This is a genomic window from Micromonospora sp. ATLC16 (genome assembly GCF_057196645.1).
Window position 1 is genome coordinate 1 of the sequence record NZ_JBXUOW010000098.1, and the last position, 14056, is coordinate 14056.

Annotated in this window: 5 protein-coding genes; 3 read left to right on the forward strand and 2 right to left on the reverse strand. The window is 66.3% G+C overall.

What is annotated here, in order from left to right:
- A partial coding sequence (locus AC2CHE_RS24965) for an ISAs1 family transposase (protein WP_484507292.1) occupies positions 1–780 on the forward strand: 780 nt, incomplete at its 5' end.
- Here AC2CHE_RS24965 and AC2CHE_RS24970 read toward each other — a convergent pair.
- Both AC2CHE_RS24970 and AC2CHE_RS24975 read right to left on the reverse strand, forming a co-directional pair.
- Positions 770–979 carry a hypothetical protein gene (locus tag AC2CHE_RS24970; protein WP_484507293.1) on the reverse strand — a complete coding sequence of 70 codons (210 nt, stop codon included), beginning with the start codon at positions 977–979 and terminating at the stop codon, positions 770–772. The genes AC2CHE_RS24965 and AC2CHE_RS24970 overlap by 11 nt on opposite strands.
- Entirely contained in the window at positions 976–1278 is a 303-nt protein-coding gene (locus tag AC2CHE_RS24975) for a transposase (RefSeq protein WP_484507294.1), read from the reverse strand. Before AC2CHE_RS24975 ends, AC2CHE_RS24970 begins: the two co-directional genes overlap by 4 nt.
- A 187-nt stretch (positions 1279–1465) precedes the next feature.
- Between AC2CHE_RS24975 and AC2CHE_RS24980 the strand changes: the two genes are divergently transcribed.
- Positions 1466–1963 carry a hypothetical protein gene (locus tag AC2CHE_RS24980; protein WP_484507295.1) on the forward strand — a complete coding sequence of 166 codons (498 nt, stop codon included), beginning with the start codon at positions 1466–1468 and terminating at the stop codon, positions 1961–1963.
- A gap of 251 nt (positions 1964–2214) precedes the next feature.
- Positions 2215–13590, forward strand: a complete 11376-nt coding sequence (locus AC2CHE_RS24985; RefSeq protein ID WP_484507296.1) for a LamG-like jellyroll fold domain-containing protein — start codon at positions 2215–2217, stop codon at positions 13588–13590.
- The last annotated feature ends 466 nt before the right edge of the window (positions 13591–14056 follow it).

The window sequence follows — 14056 nt, forward strand, 5'->3', positions numbered from 1 at the left end:
CATGGGCCGGTGCTGCCGATCTGGAGCTGCGGCGGTTGCGACCTGCCGTGGCCGTGTCCGACCCGGCGGCGGGAGCTACGTGCGGAGTACGCCGACGCGCCAGTGTCGCTGACGCTCTACCTCGGTGGCTATCTCGTGCAGGCCGCCGAGGACATGCCCTGGGCACCGGCCGGTCCGCTGCACCGCCGCTTCATCGGCTGGACCAGACAGCCGCCGGGAGTACCGCGCCGCGCGGCTTACTCCACACCGACCCTGCACGCCCAGCTCAAAGCCCTGCCCTGGGCGCAGATCCCGGTCGGGGACCAGACCCGCGAGACCGGCCACGGCCGTACCGAGACCCGCACCGTCAAAGCCGTCACCGTGACCCTCCCCGGCGGACTGGGTTTCCCTCACGCGCAGCAAGCGGTACGGATCACCCGGACCCGCACGATCAAAGGAAAGACCACCCGGGAGATGGCGTACCTGACCGTGTCCCTGCCCGCCGGACAGGCCCAACCCGCCGACCTCAGCTCATGGGCACGCGCGGAATGGCACATCGAGAACCGCGTGCACTACATCAGAGACGTGACGCTACGTGAAGACGCCCACCAAGCCCGGACCGGCAACGGCCCCGCCGTCTTCGCCACACTCCGTAACACCTCGATCGGCTACCACCGCACCAACGGTGCCACCAACATCGCCGCAGCCACCCGACGCGCCAACCACCGCCCACACGACCTCATCGACGCCGTGACCACCAGCAACCCGACCATGACCAGGCGAAAACCGACTACGCAATAGCCCTGCCGTAGGTGCCGGCCGAGACGGCGTGGATATCGGTGATCCGGTCGGTCAGGTCGGCGTCGTCACGCTCCCGCCGCGACGGGCCGGTGCGGTGTTGGTAGTAGGCGGACCGGGAGACCTCCAACAGCTCACAGGAACGCTTCACGTTCCCGTCGGGCCGTGCCTTCTCCGCCTCGATGAACGGGTACACGTTCACCGGGTCTCCTTCGCGAAGAAAGCCGTGGCCCGTTTGAGGATGTCGACGTCCTTCCGCAGCCGGCGGTTCTCCCGCCGCAGCCGCGCCAGCTCGTCCCGCTCGTCACTGGTCAACCCATCCGACCGGGTGCCGACGTCGATGTCGGCCTGCTTGACCCACTCACGTACCGCGGTCTCGGTCAGGTCGAAGTCCCTCGCGACCTGCGCCACTGATCGGTCACCCCGCCGGCACACCTCGACGATCTCCGCCTTGAACTCCGGCGTGAACGCCCGACGCGGCCGGCGTGGTTTCTTGCCCATGCCTTCCATGATGAACATCCTCCTGAGGAGCACAAAGCCCCTCTGAGCTGGGATGTCCGTCGAACCGGGTCAGGCCCACAGGCTTTACGTGGATGTTGGTCGAGGTTCTGTCCTACGATGCCCGGCGCGGCGCATTGTGACCTCTGAATGGTCGCGCCGGCCGGGTCACCGAATATGGAGGGCTGAGATGAGTCGTCGCCAGTGGCGCCTGTGGATTGGGGCATTGGTCGGATTAACTGTCCTCGGCGGGGCCGTGGTGTGGCTGGCCCGGGACTCGGAACCGGAGCCAAGGTCTCGTCAGTATCGTGCCTTCACGAGCTGTCTGTTGACAGACGACCAGGGCATTTCAGGTGTGGTCGCCGCTCCTGTCTGGGCCGGCATGCAGGAAACATCAGTCACGACTCTGACGAAGGTGCAGCATCTATCGGTGGTCGGGCCGCAGACCGCCGACAACGCCGCCGCCTTCGTCGCCGGCTTGACACAGTCGCAGTGCGACCTGGTGATCCTCGTGGGCGAGGCGCCGTCGGCCGCCGCTGTGGCTGCTGCGGGTCGTTTTCCCAACCAGCGTTTCCTGGCTGTGGGTAACCGGGTGGACGGCACTCCTCAGAACCTCGTGTGGGTCACCGGCTCATCCGATGCCATTCGTAACGGAGTGCAGCAAGCGATCCGGGACTCAGCTGGCTAGCGGGTTCCCGCTACGGGCGCATAGCAGAGCACCGGCGACCGCGTGTGCCGCTATCCAGTCAGCTTTCCCCGACCCTTCAGGCATGGCACATCGATAGATGGGCACGCAAGGATGCCTTTCACCACAGCAGTATCAAGCGGGGGAGGCTCGTGGTGCCACGTAGCGTGTCTGCGAACCTACATCGATGCCGGAGCGCCAGGCGTCGCGAGCGGTTGCACCGCCGACGGCTGGCCACGCTTATGGCGCTCGTCATGGCTCTCCTGGTCGCGGTCCCACCGGGTGCGGTGCCGCGGGACGGCGACTTACCGCTGTCCTGGCTGTGGTCGTGGTTGCCGGCGCGTGTCGCCTGGTCCGCCCCCGCGCCGGACAGCCCGCAACAACGCGCGGCCGGCGGCGCGGCCGACCGCGACCACTACGCCTCCACCGCCCAGACCACCGCTAACGGCGGAAACGGCCAGCGTTCGGGGCGGAGCCCCGATGCCGCGCCGGAGGCGGAGTACCGGGAGCCGCAGGTCAGCCGAGCCACCACGCCACCGATCCAGGGGCGGACTGGATTCGACGAGAGCAGAAGCCGACGGGTGGCCGGTGGGGCCGAAGCCACCGCCGACTTGTACGAGAACCCGGACGGGTCGGTCACCCGCAAGGTCCATGAGCTGCCGATCAACTACCGTGGTGCCGACGGGGCCTGGCAACCGATCGACCGGACGCTGGTCAAGTCCGGGGGCCGCCTTCGGCAGCGGGCCAGCCCGCTCGGTGTCGACTTCGCACCCACTGCCGACCAGGCACGTCTCGCCACGCTGCGACTGGGAAAGGGACGCTCCCTCTCGTATGGGCTGGAGGGTGCCGCATCGGTGGCCGCCGTCCTGTCCGACTCGTCTGCCCTGTACCGGCAGGTGCTGCCGGAGACCGACCTGCGGCTGACCGTCAACGCGCGGGGATTCAAGGAAGAGCTGATCCTCCATTCGCCCGACGCGGCCAACTCCTGGGTGTTTCCTCTCGAACTCGACGGGGTCACGCCGGCCATGGAAGACGACGGTTCGGTGTCCCTGCGGGATGAGTCGGGGAAGATCCTCGGGCAGATCCCGGCGGGTTGGATGCAAGACTCACACATGGAGCCCGGGTCCGGCGAGTTCACCAGCTCGCGGGCAGTGTCGTACGAGCTCATTAAGGTTGACGGCGAGTCCGCGCTGCGGATGACGGCCGACGCCGGCTGGCTCCGCGACCCCGCCCGGGTCTTCCCGGTCACGGTGGATCCATCAGTCACCAATGGATACGACACCACTGGCGACACCTACGTGCAGTACGGCAACGACATCAACCATTCGGGCGCGGACAATCTCGCGGTCGGCACCTGGAACGGCGGGACGAACCGGTCCATCTCGATGCTGGCGTTCTCCAACTTCGGGTCGACGTTCAGCTACAAAAACCTCAGCTCGGTCAAGCTGAAGCTCTATCTGACCTGGCAGTACAACTGCACTGCCCAGGAATTCTGGGTGCAGACGCTCACCACCAGTTGGTCTGCCTCGACCGCCCGTTATGGCGGCATCCCGTACGCCGGTCCTGGGTTGGGCACCATCCTGGCGCGGGCATCTCCCCACTCGGCGAAGGCGTGCGGCAACACGGGCGCGGACCGTTCGGTGGGCGACTGGATCACTGTGAGCCTGCCGGTGTCGACGTTCCAGAGCTGGGCCAACGGGGGCACCAACTACGGCCTGGCGCTGAACACCAGCCAGACCAACAGCCCGCAGTTCAAGCGGTTCACCTCACGCAACGGACCCAATCCAGTCTTCACGCCCTACCTCGAACTCACCTACACCGACAACGTCGCGCCCCAGGTGAACTCCCAGTATCCGCCCCACGGCCAGGAAGTCGGCACACTCACCCCTGAGCTGCTGGCGAACGTCACGGACCCGGACGCCTTCCCTTCCGCCCTAAAGATGAATTTCCTCGTCTACGACCGCACGGCTACCAAGATCGCCGAGTCGGGTTGGCAGCCCTACATCAGTTGGGCTGTGCCGGCCGGCAAGCTCAAGTGGGGCGAGAGTTACACCTGGACCGTCATCGTCAACGACGGCAACCTCGCGAGCACATCACAACAGCTGCATTCGTTCAGCACTGCGGTACGACAACCACTCGTGACCGCAGGACTGTCCGACAACGGTGAGCAACGGTTCGATCCGGTCGCCGGGAACTACTCGTTCTCCGTCACCGACGCGACGATCCCTGCTCCAGGGCCACCGCTGTCGATCGTCCGCTCTTACAACAGCCTCGCTGCGGATCGGACGACGGCGTTCGGCGAGGGCTGGTCCAGCGTGCTCGACATGCACGTCGTCGACCCTTGGTCCTCAATCACGGGAACACCGCCTCATGTGCTCGTCACCTACCCCAACGGCCAGCAGATCTCCTTCGGTCGCAACGCTGACGGTTCGTTCGCTGCCCCACCAGGGCGGTTCGCCACCTTGACCAAACTGCCGAACGGCGGATACGAGCTTGTCGACAAGGACGGCACCACCTACACCTTCCGGGCCGGCGTCACCGTCCCCGGCCGCTACGACATCAGCGCGATCACCGACAGCAGCGGCCGCACACTGACCTTCCACTACACCTTCGACTCCGTCGTCGGCCGTGCCACTACCATCACCGCCTCCAACGGTCGGGCGCTGCACCTGAGGTGGACGACGACGGGCGTCTGGACCAAGGTCACCTCGGTCACCACCGATCCGGTGATTCCCGGTGATTCCGGCTCGGCCCTCGTTTGGAACTACTCGTACGAGGCCAACGGGCCGCTGAGCAAGGTTTGTCCACCCACGTCCACGATGAAATGCACGACGTACACCTACGCGACGAACAACCGCTATCCCAGCGCCCTGCTCGACGCACGTCCACGGGCCTACTGGCGCCTGGGCGAGGCCTCCGGCACCGCCGCCGTCAATGGCGTGCTGGCCGCCGCCGGCGCCGAGAACGGCACGTACAGCGGAGTCACGCTGGCTCAGCCCGGCGCGCTGCCCGGCTCGACCGCGACCGCCGCCGGCTTCAACGGAACCTCGTCCCACGTCAGCCTGCCGGTCAAGGACGTGGATCCGGCGGGCTACAAGTCGGTCAGCCTGTGGTTCAAGATGGCCAGCGGGTCGACCGCCGGCGGCACGCTCTTCGCCTACCAGACAGCGGCCCTCAGCTCGGCGCCAACCAGCAACTACACCCCCGCCCTTTATGTCGGCACCGACGGAAAGCTGCGGGGCGAGTTCTGGACCGGAGCGGTCGAGCCGATCACCTCCGAGATTGCCGTGAACGACGGACGGTGGCATAACGCCGTCCTCGTCGGCGAGAAGAGCAGCCAGACGCTCTACCTGGACGGGTTCCCACAGGGCACGATCAGCAAACCCCTGCTTCCGCAACCGAATCCGGCCAAGTTCGTCTACGTGGGAGCGGGAGAGACGAACGGTTGGCCGGCACGACCGACCAATAGCAAGGGGTACTTCCCAGGCAGCATCGCCGAGGTCGCCCTCTTCGACCGTGCGCTGACCCGCTTCGAGGTCAACGACCTAGAGCAGGCGAATTGGACCGCCCGGCCGGTCGAGTCAATCGTCCGCCCCTCCGGAAACGTCGAGGCCACCGTGGCCTACGACCCGACCAACGGCCGGGTCACGCAGGCCACCGACGAGAACGGCGGGGTCTGGAAGCTCGGTGCCGGCAGCGTGGCCGGGTCGTACCGGGTGCACGCGGGCGCCGTGCTCGGCGCCAACCCGTCCGACTACTGGCGGTTCGCCGAGAGCGGTACCACGCAGGCCGTGAACGAGGTGAACGGTGGCGTCGCCCGCTACAACTCGGTGACGCTGGGCACCCCCGGCGGCCCGTTCGACGATCCGGCGAGGCCGGACGACAACACCGCCGTCGCGACCTTCAACGGCACGTCCTCGTTCGTGGACCTCCCGGCCGAGAACGTCCCCGGGGCCGGGCCGCAGTCGATCGCACTCTGGTTCAAGACGCCCGTCGGGCATACCGCCGGTGGTGTGCTCTTCGGCTCCCAGGTCAACGCCGTCGATGGGCCCGATTCGCAGAGCGGTGGCTGGACACCCAACCTGTACGTCGGCACCGACGGCAAGCTACACGGGAAGTTCTGGAACACCGGTGGCTCACCGATCGCCTCGACGGCTCTGGTCAACGACGGCAAGTGGCACCACGCCATGATCAGCGGCGGCGGTAACAGCCAGGCGCTTTACCTCGATGGCGCACTGGTCGACACCCTCAACGGTGACCTGACGACGTACGGGGCGACGAAGGCGTACGTCGGGGCTGGGCAGGCCTCGGGATGGGCTGCGGCACCCACCAACACCCGCGGCTACTTCAAGGGCGAAATCGCCGAGGTCTCCTACTACCGGTCCCAGCTGACCGCAGCGGACGCCCTCACCCAGTTCGCCTCCCGGTCGAAGTCCTCCGGAACACTAGTCAAGACGTATCCCGTCACGGACCCAGGGAACGAGCAACTCCGCTACGTCCACGACCTGGCCGACCGCAAGATTGAGGAAACCGACGCGCTCGGCCGTGCGACCCGCTACGGCTACGACGTCAACGGCTTCCTTCGGACCGTCGCCGATCCGAATGGCAATGTCAGTACGACCGAGCACGACCCTCGGGGCAACGTCGTGTCCTCCACCACCTGCCAGGACCGCTCCGCCAATCGGTGCTCGACGGTCTACTACAGCTACTTCGTCAACTCGACGACGCCAGCGATGTGGAACAACACCTCGCTGATCTTCTCCCCAGGTGACTTCGACGGTGACGGCAAGCGGGACGTGATCTACCGCAACGACACCGACTCGAATCTCTACCTGATGCGGGGCAACGGCGAGGGCGGCTGGTTGACCAGCGTGCCGGTGAAGATCGGATCGCGGTGGAGCAACGTCGACCAAGTACTGTCACCCGGCGATTTCGACGGGGACGGGAATCCGGACGTCATCTTCCACCGGCCCGGAGAGGCGAACTTCCACCTGTTGCGCGGCGATGGCAAGGGCTGGTGGAAGTCTATCCACTCGCAGGTGATCACCTCGAACTTCGGCGCGACGGCGCAGATGGTGTTCTCCCCGGGGGACTTCGACGGCGACGGCAAGGCCGACATCCTGTTTCGCAGGTCCACCGACAACAACCTGTTCCTGGTCAAGGGCAACGGTGCCGGCGGCTGGCTCACCGGAACACCGATCCAGGTGGGCAGCGGTTGGAGCCTCGCCGAGATGCTCTTCTCACCCGGCGACTTCGACGGCGACAGCAAGCCGGACGTGCTCTACCGCAGGTCCAGCGATAAGAACCTGTACATCGTTCGAGGCAACGGCACCGGCGGTTGGGTCAACGGTACGTCCGTGCTGGTCAGCGCCGGATGGGGTGGCTTCGACGCCGTGGTTTCGTCCGGTGACTACACCGGCGACGGCAAGGCGGACGTGATCCGCCGGGGTAGCACCGACCGGGACCTCTACGTCCTGCGCGGTAACGGAACCGGCGGTTGGGCGACAGGCACGCACGAGAAGTTGGGCGCAGGCCGGCCGGATCCCCGTAATGACGCGCTATTGACGGTCCGCGACGGCCGTTCGTCCTCGGTGACGGACAACCGCTTCCTCACCACCTTTGGCTACGACCTGCAGGGTCACCGGACGACGGTGACCGACCCGCTCGGCCGAGTCACCACGACGACGTACACCGACGGCACGATCGCCGCCGAGGGAGGCGGTGTCGCACCCGCCGGCCTGCCCGCGACCGCCACCACCCCCGGGGGTGCCCGCCAGCAAGTCGTCTACTACCCGAACGGCGATGTCGCCCGCCAGGTTGACGCCGCAGGGAAAGCGACCGTCTACACCTACGACGGCATCGGCCGAGCCACCAACAAGAAGGAGATCACGGAATCCTTCCCCGCCGGGTTGGTCACCACCTACAGCTACGACGGGCTCAGCCGTCTTACCGCGCGTACCGATCCGCCCGTCACCAACCGGGTCAGCGGCGCGGTGCACACCGCAGTGACCACAACGACGTACGACGACGACGGCAACATCCTCTCCGAGACAGTCAGCGACACCACCGGCGGCGACGCGTCCCGCACCGAGTCGGCCACCTACAACGCATACGGCCAGCAGGAAACCGCAACCGATACAGGCGACAAGACCACCCGGATGGAGTACGACCAGTACGGTCGGCCGGTCAGGGAAATCGGACCGGACGGCGGTGAAATCGTCACCGCCTACGACGCCAACGGTCAGCAGTTGAGCACGACCCTGGTGGGCTGGGTCGGCGACCCGGACAACCCGTCACCCGCCCGGGACCTCGTGCTCTCATCCAAGCAATACGACCCGGCGGGGCGGTTGGCGTCCGAAACCGACGCCATGGGCTGGCAGACCCTCTACACCTACACAGACAATGGACTGACCGCCTCCATCAGCCGGAAGGACCCGAGCACCGGCAACACCTTCGTGGTGGAGCGCACGGAGTACGACGGGGCCGGCAACCCGGTCACCATGACCACCAACGACGGAGCCACCACGGTCGTCAACACGGTCGACGCGGCGAACCGGGTGACCCGTAGCCTTCTCGACCCGAACGGCCTCAAGCGGTACACCGACTACGAATACTCGCCGGACGACCAGGTCGCCGGGCGGTACCACTGGACGGACGACGCCGGCTGGGCGAGATACCAGACCACCCACGACCCGCTGGGCCGCCCCCTCTCCGAAATCGTCTACCTAGGCGAATCACCGGTGGGCCGCTGGACGTTCGACGGCACGACGGACGCGAGCCGTACCGCGGACTCCGCAGGTAACAGCCCACTGTCGGCATTCGGTCCGGTCACCTGGGCCGCCGACCGCGGGGGCGCCGCCGATCTCGCCGGAGCGAGCAGCCTGGCCGTGCGTTCTCCGATGGTCGACGCGGCACGCAGCTTCACCGTGACCGCCTGGGTTTCGCCGAGCGATGTCTCAGGTCGCCACACGATTCTCTCCGGCGGCGGCTCGGCAGTGGACGCCTTCGACCTCCGGCTCGACGCCGGCCGGTGGAAGTTCGCGCTGCGCGCCACCGACGTCGCCGAGGTTGCGACGGCCGACGCGACGGCCACGACTGTCCCGTCCGTGGGGACCTGGACTCACCTCGCCGGCACCTACGACGCGGCGACCGGAACGTCCCGGCTCTACGTCAACGGTGTCCTCGAGGACACCCGTACCGGGGCCCAGACGTTCACCTCCCGGAAGCCGTTCCGGATCGGCGCCGGCACCAGGCACACCGATCCGGTCGACCATTGGGCTGGCAAGATCGACGACGTTCAGATCTACCAGCGCCCCCTTTCCGCCAGCGACATCGCGAAGGTGACCGCAGGCACCGGCCCGGAATCGGACGTGTCCGTCCAGCGGACCAGTTACGACGTGGACAACGGCGGTTTGGTCCGGGCCGTGACGGACCCCAGCGGCGCGACCACCGATCTGCAGCATGATGAGGCCGGAAGGCCAGTCGTGACGATCGGCCCGGCAGTCGCCACGGAGAACGGGGGAGGGGCGCCAACCACCACCCGGCCCATTTCCTACGTCGGCTACGACACCTTCGGCGCGGTCGTCGAGACGAAGGACCCGAACGGCAACGTCACCGTGCAGGAGTACGACGCCGCGGGCCGGGTAGTGGCGACCCGGCTGCCCGCCTACACCCCGCCCGGGTCGAGCACCCCGATCGAACCGATCACCCGCCGTGGCTACGACGCCCTCGGCCAGTTGGCCTCGCAGACCGACGCGCGAGACAAGAGCACCAGCTACGACTACGACCAGTTGGGCCAGCTCACCTCCGCGACGGCTCCCGACGGTGGCGTGACCCGGTACACGTACAGCCTCGCCGGTGACCGGTTGTCGGTCACGGACCCGACCGGGGCCCGCACCGAGGCCACCTACGACTACCTGGGACGTCCCCTTACCTCCACAGAGGTGGTGCGGCAGACGTCATCGGCGAACACCACCATGTACGCCTACGGCGCAGGTGGATGGCTCGCCTCGCAGACCTCGCCCGCCGGCGTGATCACCGCGGCCACCTACAATGCCGCAGGTCAGGCGGTCACCAGCACGGACGGGGCCGGGAAAGTGACCCGGTACACCTTCGACGGCCTCGGCCGTCCAGCCCGGACAACGGCACCGGACGGCACGTATGTCACCACCAGCTACGACATGGCGAGCCAGGTGGCGGACACCAAGTCGTACGCGGCCGACGGCACTTTCCTGCGTGCCGATAAGAGGCACTACGACCGGGGCGGGCGGCTGACGCTGTTCACCGACGCCCGCGAGGCCGACAAGCAGTTCACGTACGACGAAGCGGGCCGGCTGATCGCACAGGTGGAACCCATCTCGCCGAGCGACGCCATCACTACGGCGTTCGGCTACGACGCGGCCGGAAACCAGACCCGAACCACGGACGGCAGGGGTAACCGGTTCATCACCACGTACAACTCGTGGAACCTGCCAGAGTCGCGTATCGAACCCGCCACGGCCACGACTCCCACCGAAGCGGACCGCACCTTCACCGTCAGCTACGACATCACCGGCCGAGCCGCAACGCAACACGCCCCCGGCGACGTCGACATCACCAACAGCTACGACGACGTGGGCCGCTTGACCCAGCAGGTCGGTGCGGGCGCCGATGTGGCCAGCCCGGACCGAGAGTTCGATTACGACACCGCCGGCCGGCTCACCTCAGCCAGCGGAACGACCGGCACGAACACATTCACCTACGACGACCGGGGTCTACTGCTCTCCACCGACGGGCCGTCCGGCAACTCGTCATTCACCTGGTCCGGAGACCGGAGGATGACCACGCGTACCGACGCCGCCGGCGTCACCACCTTCGAATACGACACCGCGGGTCGACCGGCGACCGTCGCCAACCCCACGGCCGGCGTCGCGCTCAGCTACACCTACAACGCCGTCTCCCAGGTCGAGACGATCGGGTACGGCGCGGGCGGCAACGAGCGCACGTTCTCCTACGACGACCTCCACCGATTGACCGACGACGTCCTGACGACGCCGACCGGAACCACCATCGCGTCCATCCGCTACGGCTACGACGCGAACGACAACGCGACGTCCAAGACGACCACCGGCTTCGCCGGCGCCACCACCAACACCTACACCTACGACCTGGCGAACCGCCTAACCAGCTGGGACAACGGCTCAACTCCAGTGGTCTACGCATACGACAAGTCGGGCAACCGGGTTCAGGCGGGCTCGGTGACCTTCACCTACGACCAGCGCAACCAGCTCACCAGCGCGAGCAACAGCACCACCTATCAGTACACCCCCCGTGGCACCCTGGCGACGACCACCACGGCGGCGGGCGTGGCGAGCACCATCACCGATGCATTCGGGCAGGTCCGGTCGCAGAGCACCCCCGGCGGCAGCGAACAGACCTACGACTACGACGGCCTGGGCCGGCTCGTGCGTGACGGCTTCCAGTACACCGGCGTCGGCAACACCCTCGCCGCAGATGGGACAGCCCTCTACGTCCGCGACTCAACCGACGACCTAATCGGCATCCAAGCCGCGGGGGAGAACCGGTACGTCTGGACCGACCAGCACACCGACGTGGTCGCCCAGTTCACTGGAACCGGTGAAACATTGAGCAGCTCGACCGCCTACGACCCGCTCGGCAACCGGCTGTCCGGTACCGGGATGCTGGGCAATCTCGGCTACCAGTCCGAGTGGACGGACGCTGCGACGGGTCGGGTCAACATGTGGGCCCGCTGGTACAACCCGGAAACCGGCCAGTTCGACATCCGGGACTCGGTCGCGCTCTCGGCAACGCCGACCTCGATCACCGCGAATCGCTTTGTCTACGCCGACGCCAACCCACTCACCGTCACGGACCCGACCGGCCACTGGCCGAACTGGGGCAACGCCCTCAAATCGGTGACGTCCAGTGTCAGCAAGGCGTGGAACTCGACGACGAGCACGATTTCTTCGGCCTGGAGGTCCACCACCAGCGCGGTTTCCTCGGCCTGGAACTCCACCAAGAACTGGGCCTCCCAGCAATGGAACGCAGCGAAGAAGTGGGTTAAGGACACCTACAGCGCCGCCCGTACCTGGACCAAGAAGACCTACGACAGCGCCCGGAACTGGACCGAGAAGAAGATCGACCAGGGCCGGAAGTGGGCTGCGGAGAAGGCAGCCGAGGCCAAACGCAAGGCCAAACAGCTGGCCAGCAACATCAAACAGGCCGGCAAGAACATGGTCACCAAGGTGATGAGCAACAAGCTCGTCGCAAAAACCGTCAACGCGGTGGCTGACGCGTACAAGGCGACCGAGAAGTGGGTACAGGAACACAAGGCGCAGATAGCCGGCTTCGTCGTCGGTGCGGCCGTCGGCCTCGGCTGTGGGGCGCTGATCGGCTGGACGGGCGTCGGCGCGATTGCCTGTGGCGCGCTCGCTGGCGCGGCGGGTGCCTTCGTCTCCGGCGCGATGCAAGGCGAGCGAGGGCTGGACCTGCTCAAGTCATCTGCCCTCGGCGCACTAGGCGGCGCGGTCGGCGGAATGGGCGGCATCCTCGGCGGCCGGCTCGCCTCCGCCGCGGCCAGCAAGCTGGGCAGCTTCGCGGGCTCACTCGGCGGCCGTGCCCTTACCGGCGGACTCGGTGGTGGCACCGCCGACGCCCTGACCCAACTCGCCACTACCGGCCGTGTCAACCTGTCCCAGGTGGCGCTCGCCGCAGGCATCGGCGCGATGGCCGGCGGCTTCGCCAAGGCAACGGCCTGCCACAGCTTCGCCCCTGTCACGCGAGTGCTGATGGCAGACGGCAGTACGCGACAGATCCGCGACGTCAACATCGGCGACAAGGTCACCGCGACCGACCCGAAGACCGGCCGGACGGAAGCCAAACCGGTCATCGCCCTGCACCTCAACCGGGACAAGGAACTGGCCGACGTCAAGGTGACCACCCGGGCAACTGCGACGGGAACGACGAGCACGGCAACCCTCAAGACGACCCAAAACCATCCATTCTGGGAAAAAACAGCGCGGAAGTGGGTGCTGGCTGGTGCGCTGGCCGTCGGTGCGGCGCTGCTGCCGATCGGTACGTCGAGCGCCACCGTCGCCGAGGTACGCAACTACGTCGGCGCCGAGAACATGCGCGACCTCACCGTCGCCGATCTGCACACGTACTATGTGATCGCCGGCGACACGCCGGTCCTGGTGCACAACTGCGACGGCCCGCTGTTCCGAGGAACGACGCCCGATTATGCTGGAAGTCCGGGTACCCAGCGGGTTGGTGTTACGCCTACATCAACTGATCCCGGAGTTGCGGCCATCTTCGCTACTCACTCGGAGAACTACGGTGCGGGAGTAGTGCAGATCGCACACCCCGGGTCAGTCGCTGGTGTGCCTCGCTACCCCGGGTATATTGCTGCTGAGGCTGAGGTGGGTCTCGAAATATCCCCGCTTGATTTCGCCGCTAGAGCGGATATCGCTATTCCGGCAAGCGCTGCTCGAAGTATTCTGGCAGACATGGGCATTTCAATTCCCAGGAGAATTGGCATAGAAGACCTATCTGGATTATTGGAGAATACGCCAAAGTTGACCGCTGATCAGATTACGGCGTTCGTCCAGGCGGCGGCGAATCATGGCAGGTAGCGGCGTCCTGCAAGTCGAGCGGGTCGAGCATCTATCAGACTCCGACGCGGTGGCTATCGTGCGATGTCTGAGTGGCTTCGTGAGGGTTGGGGATATCGTTCGCGTCCTCGACCCCGAGGGCGAGGTTCTTGCAGGCGGAGGAACCCTAATTATTGTGGGGTTGTGGCGGTACGGGAGACCTGTTGATTTCATAGATTCGCCTCACGTTGCCAAAGTTAAGATAGGCGGTATGATTTCGAGTCTTGACAGCGGTTGGCGTCTTGTCGTCAAGGATCAGGTTTGACGGCGCTTTGCGGACCGTTGCGGTTCGTCATGACGCCTTCGGATGGCGGCTGATATCTCAATGAAGTGGTTACTAGTACGGCAGCCGCCATTGGTCGTCTGACCAGGGTGGACGGTGTGGGTGGGGTGGGTGAGATGGGTGCAGCCGCCCTGATGATCATGTGTGTGTGAAGACAACAAAATC